The 18,796-nt window shown below is 62.7% G+C and carries 23 protein-coding genes; 18 read left to right on the top strand and 5 right to left on the bottom strand.

Annotated features, from left to right (window positions below):
- From X907_RS08310 to X907_RS08300, 3 genes are all read right to left on the bottom strand, one after another.
- Positions 1-1,116, bottom strand: coding sequence for a TRAP transporter substrate-binding protein (locus X907_RS08310; RefSeq protein WP_127566982.1), 1,116 nt, complete (start codon positions 1,114-1,116; stop codon positions 1-3).
- Between the two features lie 83 nt (positions 1,117-1,199).
- On the bottom strand, positions 1,200-1,928 hold the full coding sequence (locus X907_RS08305; RefSeq protein WP_127566980.1) for an arginyltransferase: 729 nt from the start codon (positions 1,926-1,928) through the stop codon (positions 1,200-1,202).
- A gap of 110 nt (positions 1,929-2,038) precedes the next feature.
- Positions 2,039-2,935: a flagellar motor protein MotB gene (locus X907_RS08300; RefSeq protein WP_127566978.1), complete on the bottom strand. Its 897-nt coding sequence runs from the start codon at positions 2,933-2,935 to the stop codon at positions 2,039-2,041.
- An 84-nt stretch (positions 2,936-3,019) separates the two neighbouring features.
- Here X907_RS08300 and X907_RS08295 point away from each other — a divergent pair, with 84 nt between their 5' ends.
- Genes X907_RS08295 through X907_RS08285 form a run of 3 tightly spaced genes read left to right on the top strand, consistent with a single transcriptional unit; the run spans position 3,020 to position 5,000 of the window.
- Entirely contained in the window at positions 3,020-3,490 is a 471-nt protein-coding gene (locus X907_RS08295; RefSeq protein ID WP_127566976.1) for a flavin reductase family protein, read from the top strand.
- A 20-nt stretch (positions 3,491-3,510) separates the two neighbouring features.
- Positions 3,511-4,371, top strand: a complete 861-nt coding sequence (locus X907_RS08290; RefSeq protein ID WP_127566974.1) for an NAD(P)-dependent oxidoreductase — start codon at positions 3,511-3,513, stop codon at positions 4,369-4,371.
- Entirely contained in the window at positions 4,368-5,000 is a 633-nt protein-coding gene (locus tag X907_RS08285; RefSeq protein ID WP_127566972.1) for a trimeric intracellular cation channel family protein, read from the top strand. Before X907_RS08290 ends, X907_RS08285 begins: the two co-directional genes overlap by 4 nt.
- A 240-nt stretch (positions 5,001-5,240) precedes the next feature.
- Here the strand turns inward: X907_RS08285 and hemB are convergent, their stop codons facing one another.
- A complete protein-coding gene (hemB, locus tag X907_RS08280; RefSeq protein ID WP_127566970.1) occupies positions 5,241-6,224 on the bottom strand; it encodes a porphobilinogen synthase in 984 nt (327 codons plus the stop codon).
- Between the two features lie 51 nt (positions 6,225-6,275).
- Here hemB and X907_RS08275 point away from each other — a divergent pair, with 51 nt between their 5' ends.
- The 7 genes from X907_RS08275 to X907_RS08245 all read left to right on the top strand — a co-directional run bounded on the left by X907_RS08275 (position 6,276) and on the right by X907_RS08245 (position 11,931).
- Positions 6,276-7,412: an isobutyryl-CoA dehydrogenase gene (locus X907_RS08275; protein ID WP_127566968.1), complete on the top strand. Its 1,137-nt coding sequence runs from the start codon at positions 6,276-6,278 to the stop codon at positions 7,410-7,412.
- A 262-nt stretch (positions 7,413-7,674) separates the two neighbouring features.
- Positions 7,675-7,935, top strand: coding sequence for a type II toxin-antitoxin system Phd/YefM family antitoxin (locus tag X907_RS08270; RefSeq protein ID WP_233352252.1), 261 nt, complete (start codon positions 7,675-7,677; stop codon positions 7,933-7,935).
- Positions 7,932-8,339: a type II toxin-antitoxin system VapC family toxin gene (locus tag X907_RS08265; RefSeq protein WP_127566966.1), complete on the top strand. Its 408-nt coding sequence runs from the start codon at positions 7,932-7,934 to the stop codon at positions 8,337-8,339. Before X907_RS08270 ends, X907_RS08265 begins: the two co-directional genes overlap by 4 nt.
- A 24-nt stretch (positions 8,340-8,363) precedes the next feature.
- Positions 8,364-9,413: an enoyl-CoA hydratase/isomerase family protein gene (locus X907_RS08260; protein ID WP_127566964.1), complete on the top strand. Its 1,050-nt coding sequence runs from the start codon at positions 8,364-8,366 to the stop codon at positions 9,411-9,413.
- A gap of 30 nt (positions 9,414-9,443) precedes the next feature.
- Entirely contained in the window at positions 9,444-10,340 is an 897-nt protein-coding gene (gene mmsB, locus X907_RS08255; RefSeq protein ID WP_127566962.1) for a 3-hydroxyisobutyrate dehydrogenase, read from the top strand.
- Positions 10,341-10,471: 131 nt separating this feature from the next.
- Positions 10,472-11,686: a 5-aminolevulinate synthase gene (gene hemA / locus X907_RS08250; RefSeq protein ID WP_127566960.1), complete on the top strand. Its 1,215-nt coding sequence runs from the start codon at positions 10,472-10,474 to the stop codon at positions 11,684-11,686.
- Positions 11,686-11,931, top strand: coding sequence for a DUF6898 family protein (locus X907_RS08245; protein WP_179951431.1), 246 nt, complete (start codon positions 11,686-11,688; stop codon positions 11,929-11,931). The genes hemA and X907_RS08245 overlap by 1 nt, the downstream gene beginning before the upstream one ends.
- A gap of 15 nt (positions 11,932-11,946) precedes the next feature.
- On the opposite strand, the gene X907_RS08240 is transcribed toward X907_RS08245, so the two are convergent.
- Positions 11,947-12,375 carry a Ros/MucR family transcriptional regulator gene (locus tag X907_RS08240; RefSeq protein ID WP_127566958.1) on the bottom strand — a complete coding sequence of 143 codons (429 nt, stop codon included), beginning with the start codon at positions 12,373-12,375 and terminating at the stop codon, positions 11,947-11,949.
- Between the two features lie 274 nt (positions 12,376-12,649).
- Here X907_RS08240 and glyA point away from each other — a divergent pair, with 274 nt between their 5' ends.
- From glyA to thiL, 8 genes are read left to right on the top strand one after another with little or no spacing between them, the layout of a single operon-like run.
- Positions 12,650-13,954, top strand: a complete 1,305-nt coding sequence (gene glyA, locus X907_RS08235; RefSeq protein WP_127566956.1) for a serine hydroxymethyltransferase — start codon at positions 12,650-12,652, stop codon at positions 13,952-13,954.
- Positions 13,955-13,965: 11 nt separating this feature from the next.
- Positions 13,966-14,448 carry a transcriptional regulator NrdR gene (nrdR, locus tag X907_RS08230; RefSeq protein ID WP_127566954.1) on the top strand — a complete coding sequence of 161 codons (483 nt, stop codon included), beginning with the start codon at positions 13,966-13,968 and terminating at the stop codon, positions 14,446-14,448.
- Positions 14,448-15,113, top strand: coding sequence for a RibD family protein (locus tag X907_RS08225; protein ID WP_127566952.1), 666 nt, complete (start codon positions 14,448-14,450; stop codon positions 15,111-15,113). The genes nrdR and X907_RS08225 overlap by 1 nt, the downstream gene beginning before the upstream one ends.
- A 16-nt stretch (positions 15,114-15,129) precedes the next feature.
- A complete protein-coding gene (locus X907_RS08220) occupies positions 15,130-15,747 on the top strand; it encodes a riboflavin synthase (protein WP_127566950.1) in 618 nt (205 codons plus the stop codon).
- Complete coding sequence (ribB, locus tag X907_RS08215; protein ID WP_127566948.1) at positions 15,747-16,862, top strand: 3,4-dihydroxy-2-butanone-4-phosphate synthase; 1,116 nt, start codon at positions 15,747-15,749, stop codon at positions 16,860-16,862. The genes X907_RS08220 and ribB overlap by 1 nt, the downstream gene beginning before the upstream one ends.
- Before the next feature lie 27 nt (positions 16,863-16,889).
- Positions 16,890-17,327 (top strand): 6,7-dimethyl-8-ribityllumazine synthase, encoded by a 438-nt coding sequence (locus X907_RS08210; protein WP_127566946.1) that lies wholly within the window; start codon positions 16,890-16,892, stop codon positions 17,325-17,327.
- Positions 17,328-17,813: a transcription antitermination factor NusB gene (gene nusB / locus X907_RS08205; RefSeq protein WP_127566944.1), complete on the top strand. Its 486-nt coding sequence runs from the start codon at positions 17,328-17,330 to the stop codon at positions 17,811-17,813.
- Positions 17,813-18,796: a thiamine-phosphate kinase gene (thiL, locus tag X907_RS08200; RefSeq protein ID WP_127566942.1), complete on the top strand. Its 984-nt coding sequence runs from the start codon at positions 17,813-17,815 to the stop codon at positions 18,794-18,796. Before nusB ends, thiL begins: the two co-directional genes overlap by 1 nt.

Here is an 18,796-nt window from a genome sequence, read left to right as displayed (position 1 = left end):
CTATCCACCGAGCACGAGTTCGCGTTTTTGCAGGTATGGCGTCTCGGACACGTTGGCCCATTCGCGCGAACGGCGGCGCGACTGGACGTAGCTGTTGTAAACCCGGCGGGAGATGGCGTCCGCATTGGCGGCATTGGCCACCACTTCCTCGCTGACCCGGCCCAGCTCGCGCCATATCTCGTCGGAGAAATTGCGAAGCTGCACGCCGTGATCCTCGATAAGGGTTTGCAGCGCGATGCCGTTATGGTGGGTAAATTCGGCAATCGACAGATTGTTGGCGGCATGGGCTGCCGCTTTCACGATGGCTTTCTGATTGGCAGGCAGGCTTTCCCAGACGCCCAGATTCATGCCCAGTGCGAGCGAGGAGCCGGGTTCATGGAAGCCCGGGCCGTAGTAGAACGGCGCTTCGCGGTAGAAGCCGAAAGCCAGATCATTCCACGGCCCAACCCATTCGGTGGCATCAATCGCGCCGGACTGGAGGGCCTGGTAGATCTCGCCGCCAGACAGGGCGACCGCCGCGCCGCCCAGTGCGCGGATCACATCGCCGCCAAGGCCCGGCATGCGTACGCGCAAGCCGCGGAAGTCCGAGAGTGCGTTGATCTCGCGCTTGAACCACCCGCCCATCTGGTGGCCGGAATTACCAGCCTGGAAGGGTTTGATATTGAACTGGGCCGAGAGCTCGTCCCACAATTCCTGTCCGCCGCCATATTCCACCCAGGCCATGATTTCCATGGCCGTCATGCCCATCGGAACCGCGCAGAAGAAATTGTAGGCCGGTGAACGGCCCTGCCAGTAATACTCTGCCGCGTGGTACATGTCGGCGACGCCGTTGGAGACCGCGTCAAAGACCTCAAACGCGCCGACAATCTCGCCCGCGCCATAAACCTGCACTTCCAGCTCGCCGCCGGACATTTCGCCGATCAGCCGGGCGGTCGTATCGGCGGCGGTGCCTAGCCCTGGAAAATTTGCCGGCCAGGTGGTGACCATGCGCAGCCTGCGGGTGCGCCGCCGGTTCACGGCCGGTGCGGCCACCTCACCTTGTGTTTCCTGCGAACAGGCGGTTGCTGTTGCGGCGGCCGTGATTGCCGCCCCGCTCAGGAATGTCCTGCGATCCATGACTGTCTCCCCGTAGACGCGCTTTGCACGCTGACGGCCCGATTCCAGAGCGGGCCTTTACGCCTTCAATAGCAGGCTTTGGGCTACTCGCCAGCCTCTAACCGCCGCCAGCCTGCGGGCTCGAGGACATCCAGTGGCGAAAAGCGCGCCTTGTAGTCCATTTTTGCGCTGCCCTTGACCCAGTAGCCCAGATAGATGTGGGCGAGGCTGGCGGCTTTCGCGCGCCGCACATGGTCAAGGATCATGAAACTGCCGGGACTGAAAGGCGCGCGGTCGGGGTCAAAAAAGCTGTAGATCAGCGATAGCCCGTCGGGGAGTTCGTCAACGAGGGCGGCGGCGGCCAGATGCCCCGCTGCATCGCGGTATTCGGCGATATGGGTGCGCTGCATTCCGTCTTCGACCATGCCGACATAATCGAGGAAGTGCATGCCAGCCATGTCACCGTCGCCGTGACGCGATTCCAGATAGCGGCTCATCAGGGCAAATTGCTCGGTCGTGGCATCGGCCGGACGGATGTCGACCATCAGGTCGTCATTGCGTTTCAGGATGCGCCGCTGCGACCGGGAGAACGTGAACTCTGAGACGGGAATCCGCACCGATTTGCACGCCGAGCAGCGTTCGCAGGCGGGCCGGTAAAGGATGGACTGGGAGCGGCGGAAGCCTGCATGCGTCAGCGCGTCATTCAGCCCTGGCCCGTCTGCCGGATCGACCCTGGTAAACACCTTGCGCTCAAGCTGCCCCGGCAGGTAGGGGCAGGGCGTCGGTGCCGTCAGGAAGAACGGCAGCTGGCGCGTGGTGAACGGGTGCGTCACGGCAATTCTGATCCCTCAATACTGGCGGCGAATCCGCATCAGGATTGAAATCAGTGTAGCCTCAGCGCAGTTCCACCGGAACAGCCCGTTTTCATACAAGAGGCGGGCGCTTACAGCGCGCCCCCCGGTGGCAGCACGGGCGCTTCACGCAGCAGCACGATCGACAGGCGGCGATTGCCTGCCATGTAGGGATCGTCCGGGAAAAGCGGTTCGGCAGAGCCCTTGCCGCGGACATCAGACACCCGGTCGTCAGAGATGCCGCGCTCCTGCAATATGCGCAGCGCTGCATTGGCGCGGGCAGATGACAACTCCCAGTTCGACGGCGCATTGGCCGGAACGGGCGAGGCATCGGTGTGACCAGAGATGGTGATCCGGTTCGGCAGGCGCTCCACCGCATTGGCAACTGCGCGCAGAAGCACGATGGCGCGCTCATTGGGACGGGTGGCTCCGGCGTTGAACATCGGACGGCCTTCCTCATCGATCAGCTGGATGCGCAGGCCTTCAGGCGTCTGGTCTATGATCAGGTGGCGGGAGAGCTCGGCAAGCTCGGGCATTTCTTCCAGCGACTGACGCAAAGACATCTCCGCGCTTTCAAACTCGGCCTGTTCGCGGCGCGCCAGGGCGCTGGTCAGCGCGTCCTGCGCGATGTCACGCGGGCTGCCTTCGCCATTATCGGGTGTTTCGTCAGTTCCTGAACCCGGGGCGTGCGAGGTCGGATTGCGTTCCAAAAACGCCATGTCCGGGCTGGAGACGCCTTCATCGCCGCGCGGCGGCATCAGGCGCAGTGGCGCGGAGCCGGTATTGTCGGTGCTGACGGTGGAAGGAGAGAAATAGTCGGCCACGCCGCGCAACTGCTCCTGATCGACCGAGTTGATCAGCCACATCAGCAGGAAGAACGCCATCATCGCTGTGACGAAATCTGCATACGCCACTTTCCAAGCGCCGCCATGATGACCATGTCCGGCCTTCTTGATTTTCTTGATGATGATTGGTTGACCGGACGCCATATCCCACCCGCATTCTTGTTGTTGTATCGCCAAGCTACACGAACAGGGTTAAGGGCGGGTTGAAGCACCGGATGGAGGCACACTTTGGAAACTGCGCGCGCATTCCGCGATGCTCTGGGCTGCTATCCCACCGGCGTGGCGCTGGTCACGGTGCTGGAGGATGGCCGCGCCCGCGCGCTGACCATCAACTCGTTTGCGTCAGTCTCGCTGGAGCCGCCGCTGGTGCTGTGGTCGCTTGACCGGGCGAGCCTGCGATATGGCCAGTTCTCGTCCGCACCGCGCTTTGCCATCAATGTGCTGGGAGCCGATCAGGAAGCGCTGGCGCTGGCCTGCGCGCGCGATGATGATCTGGGGCGTGCAGGCGGCCAATGGGCAGAAGGGCAGACCGGCGTGCCGCTGGTCAGGGACGCGATAGCGCGTTTTGAATGCACGCTTGACGCGGTGCATGAGGGTGGAGACCACATCATCATTGTCGGGCGGGTGGCGGCTTTCGACCAGCCGCGCATAGCGCCCGCGCTGGTATTCCACCGTTCGGTATTCGCAGCGGCGCACTAAACACGAAGGAAACGATACACATGGCCTGCGCAGCATTTCTCGGCCTCGGCGTGATGGGCTTTCCGATGGCAGGCCACCTCAAGGCTGCGGGCCATGAGGTGCGTGTCTGGAACCGGACAGCAGCCAAGGCGAAGGCCTGGGCAGATCAGCACGCGGGCACCGCCTCCAGCAGCCCTGAAGAGGCCGCTGACGGGGCAGACATCGTCTTCATGTGCCTGGGCGATGATCCCGATGTCCGCGCGATTGCCCTGCCGCTGCTCGAACACATGAAGCCAGGATCGGTGCTCGTCGATCACACCACGGCGTCCGCCCAGCTGGCACGCGAACTTCACGCAGCTGCCAGCGCGCGCGGTATCGGCTTTGTCGATGCGCCGGTGTCTGGCGGGCAGGCAGGCGCAGAGAACGGCCAGCTTTCCATCATGTGCGGCGGGGACGCAGATGCTTTCGCCAAGGCCGAACCCGTCATGCAGGCCTGCGCCAAGGCCATTGTCCATGCGGGGCCGGCGGGCGCCGGTCAGCTGACCAAGATGGTCAACCAGATATGCATTGCCGGCCTGGTGCAGGGGCTGTCCGAAGGTATTCACTTTGCGCAAGCCGCAGGGCTGGACGTGGAAACCGTCATCAGCGCGGTCTCCAAGGGCGCGGCGCAGAGCTGGCAGATGGAAAACCGCTGGCAGACCATGGATCAGGGCAAGTTCGATTTCGGCTTTGCTGTTGAATGGATGCGCAAGGATCTTCGTATCGCGCTTGAAGAGGCGCGGGCCAATGGCGCCAAGCTACCCGTCACCGCATTGGTCGATCAGTTCTATGGCGAAGTGGAAGCCATGGGCGGCAAACGCTGGGATACGTCCAGCCTCATTGCGCGGCTGAACCGCGAATGAGCGTCGAGCTTCTCTTTTCCATTCTCGACCATGCAGGCGTGTTCCTGTTCGCCGTCTCTGGCGGGATTATCGCCGCGCGCAACCGGCTTGATCCGTTTGGCGCGGCCATTCTGGGTGCCGTGACCGGCATGGGCGGGGGTACGCTGCGCGACATGATCCTGGGAAGCCTGCCTGTCTACTGGGTCAATGCGCCGGAATATCTCGCCCTGGCGCTGATTGGCGGCGTGGCAGGCTATTACGGCTCAGCGCTCGTCACGTCGGGCAAGGGCACACGCAGACAAGCTCTGGTCTGGGCCGATGCGGCGGGCTTAAGCGTTTTCTGCGTTATCGGGGCACAAGCCGGCCTTGCCGCCGGGGCGCACTGGTCCATCGCGGCGCTGACCGGCGTGATGAGCGCCGCCTTTGGCGGACTGTTACGCGACATCATCGTCAACGAGGTGCCGCTGATACTGCGCGCGGAAATCTACGCGCTCGCGGCGCTCGCAGGGGCTTCGGCCTACATCATCGCCGTGCAGATGGGCGTGATGACCAGTGTCGCCGCGCTCGGGGCCGCTGCGCTGGCTTTCACGATACGCGGCGCGGCCATCCTCTTTGGCTGGTCCCTGCCACCGATCGGGAAGATTGATTAGCCATCTCCGCTTGTCATCCTCCGGGCGCGAAGCGATCCGGGGGACCCATGCCTCTTTTAGTTCCGCAACGCATCCGCGTTGCGATGTTCCGCGAACCCCCGATCGGGGCCGGGGGCAGGCAGTCGCGGGCGCGCAGTCGCGCTCTTCGGACGGCGTAACGCCTTCCGCAAGTAACCCGTTGCTCAAAGGCCAGAGGCATGGGTGGCCCGGACAAGCCGGGCCACGACAGGTTTGAGAGCGCTACTCCCCCAGTATCTCCGCGGCCATGGGCGCGAAATAGGTGAGGATGCCGTCCGCGCCTGCGCGCTTGAAGCAGGTGAGGGTTTCCATCATCACCCGCTCGCCATCAATCCAGCCGTTTTGCGCGGCCGCCATGATCATGGCGTACTCGCCGGACACCTGGAAGGCATAGGTCGGCACGCCGAACGCCTCCTTCACGCGGGTGACGATGTCGAGATAGGGCAGGCCGGGCTTGACCATCACCATGTCGGCGCCTTCTTCAATGTCCATGGCCACTTCGCGCAGGGCTTCATCACTGTTGGCCGGGTCCATCTGATAGGTCTTCTTGTCACCTTTCAGCGCCGCCGAGCCGATGGCGGAGCGGTACGGGCCATAAAAGCCCGATGCATACTTCGCGGCATAGGAGAGGATCAGCGTGTCGGTATGGCCAGCCTCCTCCAGCGCACCCCGGATCGCGCCGATGCGGCCATCCATCATGTCGGACGGGGCCAGCACATCGCAGCCCGCCTCAACCTGGGCAAGGCTCTGCGCGATGAGGAGATCGACGGTCGCGTCATTGAGGATCACGCCGCTCTCCATCACCCCGTCATGGCCATGATCGGTGAAGGGATCGAGCGCGACATCGCAGATTATGCCCACTTCCGGGGCGGCATCCTTCATGGCTTTGACCGCGCGCATGACGAGGCCGTCAGGATTGAGCGCTTCCTTGCCCGAACCATCCTTCAGCGAGGGGGCGATATGCGGGAAGATGGCAATCGCCGGGATGCCAAGATCACGCGCGCGCTTCGCGGCTTTCGCCGCTTCGGCGACGCTCATACGCACCGTGCCGGGCATGGCTTCGACCGGCTCGATAGGGTCTGCGCTGTCTGATACGACAATCGTCCAGATGAGGTCGTGCGGGGTCAGATGGGTCTCGCGTACCAGATTGCGGATCCAGGGCTGGCTGCGCGTGCGCCGCAGGCGGGTATTGGGAAACAGGGCCATTTCGTCTATCTCGCGTGCCAAAGACCGTTAGAGCTTGTCAGGAGGTTTGCCGTGAATTTCGAGCTGACGGAAGAGCAGGCGCTGATTCAGGACGCCGCACGCAAATTCTCTGATGACCGTTTGAAGCCCAATGCCGCGCGCTGGGACGAAGAAAAGCATTTCCCGGTCGATGTCCTCAAAGAAGCCGCCGAGATGGGCTTTGCCGGTATCTACACGCGCGATGATGTGGGCGGATCGGGCATGAGCCGGCTTGATGCGGCGCTGATCTTTGAGCAGCTCTCGCGCGGATGCGTGTCGACCGCAGCCTTCATCTCCATCCACAACATGGTGTCGTGGATGATCGACACGTGGGGAACCGAAGAACAGCGCCAGCGCTGGCTGCCGCGCCTGACCGCCATGGAGATTATCGGCTCCTACTGCCTGACCGAACCCGGTGCGGGGTCGGACGCCGCCAGCCTGCGCACCAAGGCTGTGCGCGATGGCGACCATTATGTGCTGAACGGCGCGAAAGCCTTCATCTCCGGCGGCGGGGTGTCAGACCTATATGTCGTCATGTGCCGCACGGGCGAAGACGGGCCGAAAGGCATCTCCACAATCGTGGTGGAGAAGGGCACGCCGGGCCTCTCCTTCGGTGCGAACGAGAAGAAGATGGGCTGGAACTCGCAGCCCACAGCTGTCGTGAATTTTGAAGACTGCCGGGTGCCGGTGGAGAACCGCCTGGCAGACGAGGGCATGGGCTTTACCCTCGCCATGAAAGGCCTCAATGGCGGGCGCATCAATATCGGCGCGTGCTCGCTGGGCGGTGCGTCCGAAGCCTTTGATCTCGCCGTGGCCTACACCAAGGAGCGCAAGCAGTTCGGCAAGCCGGTCTCCGCGTTTCAGGCCAATGAATTCAAGCTGGCCGACATGGCAACCGAGCTCGAAGCCTCGCGCCTCATGCTCTACCGGGCTGCCGCGGCGCTGGATGCCAACGATCCTGCCGCGCCGAAATACTGCGCGATGGCCAAAAGGTTCGCGACCGATCTCGGCTTCAAAATCGCCAATGACGCCCTGCAACTGCATGGCGGCTATGGCTATCTGAAGGATTACCCGATCGAGCGGATCGTGCGGGACTTACGCGTCCACCAGATCCTTGAAGGCACCAACGAGATCATGCGCGTCATCATCGCGAAGGATGTTTTGCGGTAGAATTTCCTCTTCGTCGTTCCCGCGCAGGCGGGAACCCAGAGCTGACGACAACTGCCTTCGCTCCATAATCTCTGGACCCCCACCTTCGTGGGGGTGACGAGGTTGGAGCTTCTTGGCTTTCCGGGCACCTGCCGGGATCAAGAAATGGGTTAGGCTAATCTGCGTCGGGAAACGATGAAAAACGGCATTGTCAGCTCACCATGGATTCTGACCAGAATTTGAGCTATTATGGTCAGACTTCTGGTCAGAATTGACGGGTGCCATGATGAAATATGTCGGCGTGCTTGAGGCCAAAACCCATCTCTCCCGCCTGCTCGACGAGCTGGAGAAGACGGGCGAGCCCATCACCATCACCCGCCACGGCAAGCCGCTGGCGGATCTGGTGCCATCACGGCAGCCCCGGAAAAAAGTACCAGCCCGTGAGCTGGTAGAGCGCTTTCGCGCCCTTGGCGCAACCATCCGGCCAGACCCGGAAGAGGATGCGCTCAGCTGGGAAGAGCTTAAAGAGCTTGGCCGCACTTGAGCGCGCTCGTGCTTGATGCATCGGTCGCGATTGCGTGGGTGCTGCCCTCGCAATCGACGCCAGCAACGCAAAAGCTGCTCGCGCAATCTGATGAGTACGAACTGGCAGCGCCCTATATCTTCGGCTGGGAGGTGGGCAATCAGTTCGTCCGGTTTTCACGGCGGGGCCTGATTTACCAAGATGCTCTCGACGGTCTGGACGCCTTGGGCATCCGCTATTTCGCTCCGGCCTCGATAGACGACACGTTGGCAAGCGGCCAGGGCGCACTGGCGGCAAACCTTTCCCTGTTCGATTTCGCCTATCTTTCGCTGGCGGTGACGCTGGACGCGCCCCTTGCCAGCCGGGATGCCGGGCTGTTAGCAGCCTGCGAGGCGCTTGGTGCGCCTTTCATCGACCTCCGCTAGACGCACATAAGGATTTCCGGCCCGATGACCTCCCTCATAAACGCCCGCAAAACCGGCTCCGTGGGCCGTATCACGCTGAACCGGCCTGAGGCGCTGAACGCCCTCAATCAGGAAATGATCGACGGGCTCATCAAGGCGCTGCTCGACTGGCGCGAGGATGACAGCGTGAAAGCTGTGGTCGTCGACGGGGCAGGGGGCAAGGGCTTCTGCGCGGGCGGCGACATTCGCATGCTGGCGGAAAGCGGCAAGGCGGGCGGCGATGAAGCCTGGAAATTCTGGCGCGACGAATACCAGCTCAACACGCTGATCTTTGAATATCCCAAGCCCTATATCGCCCTGATCGACGGCATCACGATGGGGGGCGGGGTCGGCATTTCGGTTCACGGCTCGCACCGCGTGGCGGGCGACCGGACGATGTTTGCCATGCCGGAAACCGGCATCGGTTTCCACCCGGATGTCGGCGGCGCGTATTTCCTGCCGCGCCTGAAAGGCGAGACGGGCATGTGGATGGGGCTGACGGGCGCGCGCCTGAAAGCCGCTGACAGCCTCGCGGCTGGCGTGGCCACGCACTATGTGCCCTCTGACCGGCAGGAGGCCCTTATCGCCGCGCTGGAGAGCGCTGAGCTCGATGCTGATGGCGAGGCGCTTGAAGACATTCTGGAAGCCCATGCCGGTGATCCCGGCGAGTCTGATCTGGCGCATCTGGGCGGGCTGATTGATGCGGCGTTTGCCGGTGATGAGCTGGCCGCGATGAAAGCGCGCCTCGAAGCGGCGGGTGACGCCTGGTCGGCCAAGCAGCTCTCCATCCTCAACTCCAAATCGCCCACCTCCTGCGCGGTCACGCTGGCCGCGCTGCGCAAGGGCGCAGATCTCGATTTGCGCGCCGTGATGCAGCAGGATTTGCGCGTGTCCATGCGTCTGCTGGTGGAGGGTTCGGACTTCTACGAGGGCGTGCGCGCTGTCATCATCGACAAGGACAATGCCCCCAAATGGGGGCCGCAAATGCGCCCTGAAGACGTGGAGGCGATGTTCGTTCCGCTGGAAGCGGAGCGCGAACAGAGCTTTCTCGACTAGACAATAACCATAATCTCCGGAGGACACATCATGGCCGTCATCGCCTTTATCGGACTGGGCAATATGGGTTCGGGCATGGCCGTGAATCTGGTCAAGGCCGGCCATGAGGTGCGCGGGTTCGACCTCAATCAGGATGCGGTCGCGGTGTTTTCCGGGCAGGGCGGCAAGGCCGCATCAAGCGTGCTCGAAGCGGTCTCTGGCGCCGATGCGGTTGTGACCATGCTGCCCGCCGGCAAGCATGTGCGGGGCATTTATGAGGGCGAGGAGGGGATCATCGCTCATGTGAAGCCCGACGCCATTTTGATGGATTGCTCGACTATTGATGTGGATTCGGCGCGCGCCGTTGGCGGCGTGGCAGCCAAGGCCGGGATCAAATTCGTGGATGCGCCGGTATCTGGCGGCGTGGCGGCGGCCGAAGGCGGCACGCTGACCTTCATGGTCGGCGGGCCTGAAGAGGCTTTCGAAGCGGCAAAGCCTTTTCTGGAGAAGATGGGCAAGGCGGTGATCCGCGCTGGTGATTCCGGGGCCGGGCAGGCGGCCAAGATCTGCAACAACATGCTGCTGGGCATCCACATGATCGGCACGTGCGAGGCGTTTGCGCTGGCGCAGAAGCTGGGTCTCGATCCGCAGCGCTTCTTCGACATTTCGTCCAAGGCGTCGGGGCAGAACTGGTCGATGACCAGCTATTGCCCGGTTCCGGGGCCGGTTCCGGCTGCGCCCTCCAATCGCGGCTACAAGCCAGGCTTTGCTGCGCCCATGATGCTGAAAGATCTGCGGCTTGCGCTTGAAACCGCGCAATCGGCGAATGCCGCCATTCCGCTCGGCGCCCATGCCGAGAAGCTCTACACTCTGTTCACCGAATCCGGAGGAAATGAGAAAGACTTCTCAGGGATCATTGAAATGATCGCCGCCAACCGGACGGAATGAAATTGCGAAACAGTTTCAACTAGAAGGCGCGACAATCGGTCCGCCTTCCGGTATGCATGAAACCAGTCCATATACGGCTCAGACAAGACCGGCCCGATAGTCCGCCATCAGAGCGGTCAGGAGAACACGACATGGATTACGCAGCAGCATTCAAGGCGTCGGTCGCACGGGTGCGTGCCGAAGGGCGCTACCGCGTGTTCGCCGACCTGCTGCGCAAGAAGGGCGAGTTTCCGAAAGCACGCTACCGCGCCGATGATGGCAGCATGCGCGAGGTCACCGTCTGGTGTTCCAACGATTATCTGGGCATGGGGCAAAGCGCGTGCGTGACGGGCGCGATGAAGCAGGCGATTGACGATGTCGGGGCCGGCTCTGGCGGTACACGCAATATCTCGGGCACGACGCACTACCATGTGGAACTGGAGCGCTCGCTGGCAGACCTTCACCAGAAGGAATCCGCGCTGCTCTTCACGTCCGGCTATATCGCCAATCAGGCCACGCTGGCGACGCTCGGCAAGATACTGCCTGGCCTCATCATTTATTCGGACGCGCTGAACCATGCGTCCATGATCGAAGGCGTGCGCCATTCCGGCTGCGAGAAGCATGTCTGGCGGCACAACGACGTGGCACATCTCGAAGAGTTGCTGCGGGCTGCCCCGCTGGATGCGCCGAAACTGATCGCGCTTGAATCAGTCTATTCGATGGATGGAGATATTGGCCCGCTTGAGGCGGTCTGTGATCTCGCCGACAAGTATAGCGCCCTGACCTATCTCGACGAGGTACACGCGGTTGGCCTTTACGGCATGCGCGGCGCCGGAATTGCCGAGCGTGACGGTCTGATGCACCGTTTCGACATCATCGAAGGGACGCTCGGCAAGGCGTTCGGCGTCATGGGCGGGTATATCGCGGCCGATGCGGTGATATGCGACGCGGTGCGGTCTGCGGCACCGGGTTTCATCTTCACGACCTCGCTCGCGCCCGTGCTGGCTGCGGGCGCGCGTGCCAGCGTGGAGTATCTCAAATCCTCCTCGCACCTTCGTGACCAGCACCAGGAACGGGCCGCGACGCTGAAAGCCCGCATGAAGGCGGCTGGACTGCCGGTAATGGAGTCCGCGACCCATATCGTGCCGGTGCATGTGGGTGATCCGGTGCTGTGCAAGCGGATAACGGATGCGCTGCTCGATGAGCACGGGATTTATGTTCAGCCGATCAACTATCCCACTGTCCCGAAAGGCACAGAGCGGATGCGCTTCACGCCGTCGCCTCTGCATACCGACGAGATGTTTGATCAGCTGATTGCCGCGCTGCAGGCTGTATACGCGCGGTATGCGAACGCCCGGGTCGCGTAATGACGGGCCGAGGCGGACTGCCCGGCCGGGAAATCATCTTCGAATATCTGGGACTGGCCGATTCGGTGCGCCTTGCCGCTATTGATGCCGCAACCGGAACCGAGGTGGTCGTGTTCGGCCCGGCCCGCACGGCCCGGCATGATCTGGAGCGGGTGGCCCTGCGCAAGCTGGCGCGGCGTCTCGGCCTGAACACTGATGGCACACAAAAAACGCCCCGGCCAAAAGGCCGGGGCGTCATCGTCTGACGATAGAGCCAGATGCTATTTGCGTGACTTGCGGCCGCCACGGCCAAGTCCGATTTCCTTGGCGAAATCAGACCGGCGGCGCGAATAGGCGGGTGCCACCATCGGATAATCAGACGGCAGGCCCCATTTGCGGCGGTAATCGTCCGGCGACATATCATACTGCGAGCGCAGATAGCGCTTGAGCATTTTCAGCTTTTTGCCGTCTTCAAGGCAGATGATGTAGTCGTCAGTGACAGACCGCGACACAGGCACAGCCGGCTTCGCCTTGGCTTCAGGCTTGACTTCTCCGCCGGTCAGTTCGCGCAGCGCGCCATGCACCTGACGGATGATTTCCGGCACCCCGTCAGCGGCAATCGTGTTGTTGGCGACGTAGGATGCCACGATGTCGGTGGTCATCCGCAATACTTCTTCCTGATCGATCGGGGCAGTGTTGTCTTCGGTCATATTCATCACCTGACATTCGCTTCTGTTTAAGGGGAGGCGGCTTGCAATTTGTGTAAACCGCTTTGGTTGGCCGAACAAGTATAGGCTCTGCCAATACCATGAAGTTTGTGCAGTAAAAGAAATCATAAATCTTCGTGTGAGGTGTCATGCTCCGGTGCCGGCGCGCCGCTTACGGGACGCGGCTTTTTGCCGTGTGCGGTGGTGTGTGGTTGTGAAGCGCTTCGCCAGCGCGTATTTCAGGGTCATTCGAACAGCCGCAACGAGGGAGTCGCCGATGCCGGATGCAGCCCAGGAAACCGTCAGCAACGGGTTTTTCACCGAAACGCTGGCCAGCCGCGATCCCGAGATTGCCAGCGCCATCGCAAAAGAGATCGGGCGCCAGCAGGACCAGATCGAGCTGATCGCGTCGGAAAACATTGTCAGCCGCGCGGTTCTCGAAGCGCAAGGTTCACCGCTCACCAACAAGTATGCCGAAGGCTATCCCGGCAAGCGCTATTATGGCGGCTGCGAGTTTGTCGACATTGCCGAGGAACTGGCCATCGAGCGCGCCAAGACGCTGTTTGGTGCGGCCTATGCCAACGTCCAGCCCAACTCGGGAAGTCAGGCCAACCAGGCCGTGTTTCTGGCCCTGCTGAAACCTGGTGATCGCATTCTCGGCCTTGATTTGTCTGCCGGCGGGCACCTGACCCATGGCGCACGTCCGAACATGTCGGGCAAATGGTTCGAGGCGCATCATTATGGCGTGCGCGAGAGCGATGCCCTGATCGACTATGACAAGCTGCGCGAGCAGGCCCTTGAATTGCGCCCGCAAATGATCATCGCCGGTGGTTCGGCCTATCCGCGCGAGATCGACTTTGAAAAGTTTCGCTCCATCGCCGATGAGGCTGGCGCCCTGCTTCTGGTCGATATGGCGCATTTCGCCGGACTGGCCGCAGCAGGCGTCTATCCCAACCCGGTTCCGCACGCCGATGTGGTGACGACCACGACGCACAAGACGCTGCGTGGTCCGCGGGGCGGTATGGTGCTTTCGCGCGATGCGGATATTGGCAAGAAGATCAATTCGGCTGTCTTCCCCGGTCTTCAGGGCGGTCCGCTGATGCATGTGATTGCCGGCAAGGCGGTCGCCTTTGGTGAGGCGCTACGCCCGGAATTCAAGCAGTACGCGGCCAGTGTGGTGGAGAATTGCCGCGCCATGGCCGGTGCCCTGTCAGATGCCGGTTACGCGCTGGTTTCGGGCGGTACCGACAGCCATCTGGCGCTCATCGATCTGCGTCCGAAAAAGCTGACCGGGGACATCTCCGAGGCGGCGCTGGAACGCGCTCACATGACCTGCAACAAGAACGGCGTGCCGTTCGACCCGGAAAAGCCGACTGTCACCTCCGGCCTGCGTATCGGCGCGCCGGCAGGGACGACGCGCGGCTTTGGCGTTGCAGAGTTCCGGCGGATCGGCGAGATGATGGCCGATGTGCTCGATGCTCTCGCCGAGAACCGTGAAGGCAATGCAGAGGTCGAGGGCCGCATACGCGAGGAAGTCATCGCCATGTGCAGGCGTTTCCCGATCTATCCTGATCTGGGCTAGGAGCCAGGCCGTTGCGCTGCCCGTTCTGCTCCCATCCTGATACGCAGGTAAAGGACTCCCGTCCTTCGGAAGACGGGCAGGCTATCCGCAGGCGGCGGCAATGCCCGTCCTGCGGCGCGCGTTTCACCACGTTTGAGCGGGTGCAGTTGCGTGACCTTCAGGTCATAAAATCGGACGGCAAGCGCGTGCCCTTTGAGCGCGACAAGCTGATGCGCTCGGTGCTGCTGGCTGCGCGCAAGAGCTCGATTGACCGCGAGCGTATCGAGCAGATGATTTCGGGCATTATCCGGCGCCTGGAAAGCAGCGGCGAGCCGGATATTCCGTCGCGGCGGATAGGCGAGCTCGTCATGGAGGGGCTGCGCAATCTCGATCCGGTTGCCTATGTGCGCTACGCGTCGGTGTATCGCGATTTTCGTGAAGTGGCAGATTTTTCAGAGTTCATCCGCGGTGAAAAGCTTGGCGACGAGCTAGGTGAGGGCGAGGACGAGGCATAATGGCTGGATTTGTTCATGTAACGCTGAAACTGGCGACCTCGCTGGACGGGAAGATCGCCACGTCGACCGGCCAGTCACAATGGATCACCGGATCGGAAGCGCGCGACGCAGTTCACGCTCTGCGCGCACGCTATGACGTCATCATGACAGGGATCGGTACGGTGCTGGCAGACGATCCGCGCCTGACGGTGCGTCCTGGCGGCGTGAAAGCGGCTGATCAGCCGGAGAGGGCGGTTCTCGATACCCGTCTTCGCATTCTGCCCGGCGCGAAGCTTTTCGAGGAAGGGCCCGCCATAATTTTCCATGGGTCTGATGATGAAGCCCGGGCCAAGGCCCTCAGCGCGAAGGGTGCGCGCCTGGTGCGCGTCGAGACGGGCGCTGACGGGCACGCTGATCTGCGCGCTGCCTTGCGTTATCTCGGCTCTGCAGGGCATTCGCGCGTGTTGATCGAGGCGGGTGGCAGGCTGGCAGCGTCAGCGCTGAAAGCCGGCCTGGTTCACCGGCTGGAATGGTTCCGTGCGCCGATGATCATTGGCGGGGACGGCATGGACGTGTTTGCAGCGCTTGGGCTTGGCAATCTGGCCAGCGCACCCCAATTCCGGCGCACATCGGTTCGCGTCATCGGACGCGACCTGCATGAAAGCTATGAGCGCGAAGGCAACTGACGGCAGGCACCAACCCATGTTCACCGGAATAGTCACTGCCGTCGGCGAGCTGACCGCTCTCGAAGACGGGCCGGTGCGCCGTTTTACGGTGCGCGGGCCGTGGCCCGCCGCCGAGCTGGTGCTGGGCGCCTCCATCGCCCATGACGGCGTATGCCTGACCGTGACCGCTATCGAGCCGGACAAGTCTGGCGCGCTCTATCAGGTCGAGGTGTCACCCGAAACGCTCCGCCGGACGACGCTGGGCGAATGGACGCCCGGTTCGCGCATGAATCTGGAACGCCCGCTCAAAGTCGGTGACGAGCTGGGCGGACACATTGTCCAGGGCCATGTTGATGGCGTAGGCACCGTGAGGGCCCGCACCGACACTGATGGCTGGATGGCGCTGACGGTTGAGGCGCCCGCTGAGCTTGCCCCCTTTATCGCCGAGAAGGGCTCGATTGCGGTTGACGGGGTCTCGCTGACCGTCAATGGCGTGTCTGGGACAGCCTTCGATCTGATGATTATTCCCCATACGGCGGCTGTTACCACGCTCTCGCGCCTGCAGCCGGGCATGCGGGTGAACCTTGAGGTGGACATCATGGCGCGCTACGCCGCGCGCCTTGCCGCAATGACCGGCGCGAAGGACGTGAAGTGATGTCAGCAAACGGGTTCAACCTCGCCTCTGCCGAGGAAATTATCGAAGAAGCCCGCAACGGCCGGATGTTCATTCTTGTCGACGCTGAAGATCGCGAGAATGAAGGCGATCTTGTCATCCCGGCCCAGTTTGCGACGCCTGACGCGATCAACTTCATGACCAAGCACGGGCGGGGCCTGATCTGCCTGACGCTGACGCGTGAACGCGCCGAGGCGCTGCACCTGCAGCCCATGACGCCGCGCAACCGCTCGCGCCACACGACCGCTTTCACGGTATCCATCGAAGCGCGCGAAGGGATCACAACAGGGATCTCCGCCCACGACCGCGCGCGCACGGTTGCTGTTGCCATCGATCCGGTGACCGGGCCTGAAGACATTGTCAGTCCCGGCCACATATTTCCCATCACGGCGCGCGATGGCGGCGTGCTGGTGCGGGCGGGCCATACCGAAGCCGCGGTGGATGTTGCCCGCCTTGCCGGTGCCAACCCGTCCGGCGTGATCTGTGAGATCATGAACGAAGACGGGACGATGGCCCGACTGCCGGAGCTGGTGGGGTTTGCCGCCGCCCATAATCTCAAGATCGGCACGATTGCAGATCTGATCGCCTATCGGCGCCAGCACGACCGTTTTATCGAGCGCCGCCTCGAAACCAGTGTTGAGACACGCCATGGCGGGCCTTTCCGCCTGATTGTCTACCGCTCGCTTGTGGATGCGGTAGAGCATGTCGCTCTGGTGAAGGGTGATATACGGCCCGGCAATGCCCCGCTGGTGCGCATGCACAAGGTCAGCTTTGCTGATGATGTGCTGGGCGCGCTTGGCGGGCGGGCAGGGCTGGTCGAGCACGCCATTGCCGAGCTCGCGGCGCATGACGGGCCTGCTGTGATGGTATTCATCCGCGAGACCAACCCGTCTGCCATCACGGAACGTTTTGGCGCCAGCCCGTCCGACCCGCCCGACACACGCGAGGCGCGGCGTCTGCGCGAATACGGGCTGGGCGCGCAGATCCTGATTGATCTGGGCGTTCGCCGCATGGAGCTGCTTACGACAACGCCTCAGACCATTGTTGCGCTGGATGGCTACGGCCTTGAAATCACCAGCCAGCGCGAGCTTAGTTGAAACAGACCTGTCCAGAAGGAGGCCGTGATGGCCGCTAGACCGAAACTTCTCATCATTGCGGCCCCGTTCTACGAGGATATTACCGAGCAGCTGGTGGAGGGTGCGACGGCCGCGCTGACCGAAGCGGGCGCTGAGTTCGAGATCATCGAAGTGCCCGGCGCGTTCGAGATTCCCGGCGTGATCGCCATGGCCGAAGCCGGCAAGCAGCCCTATGACGGCTATGTGGCGCTTGGGTGTGTGATCCGCGGCGAAACCAGCCACTATGATTATGTGTGCGGCGAGTCCGCGCGCGGGCTGATGGATCTGTCCCTGAAGGGTGTTCCGCTGGGCTATGGCATTCTCACGGTCGAGAATATCCGTCAGGCGCGCGTGCGCGCCCATGTCAGCGAAAAGAACAAGGGCAAGGACGCCGCCGAGGCAGCACTTGCGATGATCGCCAATGCCCAGCGTTTCGGGTCCCGCTAGATGACGGAAACGCCTTCCGATACGCGTGCCCGCCTTCGCCGTTCGGCGCGTCTCTCTGCTGTGCAGGCGCTGTATCAGATGGAGCTGTCGGGCACGGGCGCGCGCGCCGTCGTCAAACAGTTCCGCGACCACCGCTTTGGCCATGATGGCGAACCGGGTGAGTTCATCGAGGCCGATGAGGACTTCTTTGAAGACCTGCTCTCCGGCGTCGTGCGGGCGCAGGATGATGTCGACAAGCTGACGGCCTCTACCCTGAAAGAGGGCTGGAAACTGTCGCGTCTGGATGCCACCGTACGGGCGATACTGCGGGCAGGTGGGTATGAGCTGCTGCGCCGGACCGACGTCCCGACCCGCGTGGTCATCAACGAGTATGTCGACATCGCGCATGCCTTTTTCGAGGGGCCGGAACCGGCTTTCATCAACGCGTCGCTGGATGCGTTCGCCCGGGCAGCCCGCCCCGCCGCTGACGCCGCGCCGGAGAGCTGATGAGTGAGAACGGCGAGTTCGGATATATAAAGGACCGCCTTGCACCACTGGCCGCGGGCTTCAAGGGCGCACTTGAGCTGAAAGACGATGCTGCGCTGCTCTCGGTGCGGTCGGGGCGGGAACTGGTCATCACTGCCGACACGCTGGTGGAGGGGCGCCATTTCCCTGAAGGCACCGACCCGGCGCTTGCAGCCCGCAAGGCGTTGCGTGTGAACCTGTCGGATCTTGCGGCGATGGGCGCCCGGCCTGTTGCGTATATGACCAATATCGTCTGGCCAGCCGGCGCGACTGACGCGCTGCGGGGCGGATTTGCCGACGGGCTGGCGGTGGATCAGGAGGCATTTGCGATCACCCTGATAGGCGGCGACACCACGTCGGCGAAGGGCCCCTGGGTCATTGCCGTGACCGCATTCGGCGAGGTGCCTGCTGGCAAGGCCATAACCCGTTCGGGCGCAAAGCCCGGAGATTGTCTGGTCGTAACCGGCACGATCGGCGATGCCTGCCTCGGCCTTAAGGTCGAAACGAAAGAGTACCAGCCATCGGCCGATGACCGGGCCCATCTGCTGGAGCGTCTTCAGCTCCCGATGCCACGCCTCGCGCTGGCCGATGCGCTGCATGCCCATGCGCATGCGGCCATAGATGTCAGCGACGGCCTTATCGCCGACAGCGGCCATCTGGCCACGTCAAGCGGTCTGTCCCTGGAGATTGATCTTGATGTGTTGCCGCTATCGGAGGCGGCGCATCGCTGGCTGGACAATCAGGACGACACACAGGCCGCACGGCTGGCGCTGGCAAGCTTCGGCGATGATTACGAGCTGGCGTGCGCCGTGCCGCAGGCGCGGGTCGACACATTTACCGCCGAGCTGCGCAAGGCAGGCCTGCGGGCGACCGTCCTGGGCGCGTTCAGCTCTGGCGATACGGTGACGGTCGTTTCCGGCGGCACGCCGATCGAGCATGGGGCCGGTGGATTCACGCATTTTTGA

Source organism: Glycocaulis alkaliphilus, assembly GCF_004000605.1.
GTDB classification, from domain to species: Bacteria; Pseudomonadota; Alphaproteobacteria; order Caulobacterales; family Maricaulaceae; genus Glycocaulis; species Glycocaulis alkaliphilus.
This window is presented reverse-complemented; position numbering and strand designations above follow the sequence as displayed.

Excerpts from the sequence above, each read along its gene's own strand:
- X907_RS08310 (WP_127566982.1), bottom strand. The coding sequence starts at position 1,116 with ATGGATCGCAGGACATTCCTGAGCGGGGCGGCAATCACGGCCGCCGCA.
- X907_RS08300 (WP_127566978.1), bottom strand. The coding sequence starts at position 2,935 with ATGGCGTCCGGTCAACCAATCATCATCAAGAAAATCAAGAAGGCCGGA.
- X907_RS08290 (WP_127566974.1), top strand. The coding sequence starts at position 3,511 with ATGGCCTGCGCAGCATTTCTCGGCCTCGGCGTGATGGGCTTTCCGATG.
- X907_RS08285 (WP_127566972.1), top strand. The coding sequence starts at position 4,368 with ATGAGCGTCGAGCTTCTCTTTTCCATTCTCGACCATGCAGGCGTGTTC.
- hemB (WP_127566970.1), bottom strand. The coding sequence starts at position 6,224 with ATGGCCCTGTTTCCCAATACCCGCCTGCGGCGCACGCGCAGCCAGCCC.
- X907_RS08270 (WP_233352252.1), top strand. The coding sequence starts at position 7,675 with ATGATGAAATATGTCGGCGTGCTTGAGGCCAAAACCCATCTCTCCCGC.
- X907_RS08260 (WP_127566964.1), top strand. The coding sequence starts at position 8,364 with ATGACCTCCCTCATAAACGCCCGCAAAACCGGCTCCGTGGGCCGTATC.
- mmsB (WP_127566962.1), top strand. The coding sequence starts at position 9,444 with ATGGCCGTCATCGCCTTTATCGGACTGGGCAATATGGGTTCGGGCATG.
- hemA (WP_127566960.1), top strand. The coding sequence starts at position 10,472 with ATGGATTACGCAGCAGCATTCAAGGCGTCGGTCGCACGGGTGCGTGCC.
- X907_RS08245 (WP_179951431.1), top strand. The coding sequence starts at position 11,686 with ATGACGGGCCGAGGCGGACTGCCCGGCCGGGAAATCATCTTCGAATAT.
- X907_RS08240 (WP_127566958.1), bottom strand. The coding sequence starts at position 12,375 with ATGACCGAAGACAACACTGCCCCGATCGATCAGGAAGAAGTATTGCGG.
- glyA (WP_127566956.1), top strand. The coding sequence starts at position 12,650 with ATGCCGGATGCAGCCCAGGAAACCGTCAGCAACGGGTTTTTCACCGAA.
- X907_RS08225 (WP_127566952.1), top strand. The coding sequence starts at position 14,448 with ATGGCTGGATTTGTTCATGTAACGCTGAAACTGGCGACCTCGCTGGAC.
- X907_RS08220 (WP_127566950.1), top strand. The coding sequence starts at position 15,130 with ATGTTCACCGGAATAGTCACTGCCGTCGGCGAGCTGACCGCTCTCGAA.
- ribB (WP_127566948.1), top strand. The coding sequence starts at position 15,747 with ATGTCAGCAAACGGGTTCAACCTCGCCTCTGCCGAGGAAATTATCGAA.
- X907_RS08210 (WP_127566946.1), top strand. The coding sequence starts at position 16,890 with ATGGCCGCTAGACCGAAACTTCTCATCATTGCGGCCCCGTTCTACGAG.
- nusB (WP_127566944.1), top strand. The coding sequence starts at position 17,328 with ATGACGGAAACGCCTTCCGATACGCGTGCCCGCCTTCGCCGTTCGGCG.
- thiL (WP_127566942.1), top strand. The coding sequence starts at position 17,813 with ATGAGTGAGAACGGCGAGTTCGGATATATAAAGGACCGCCTTGCACCA.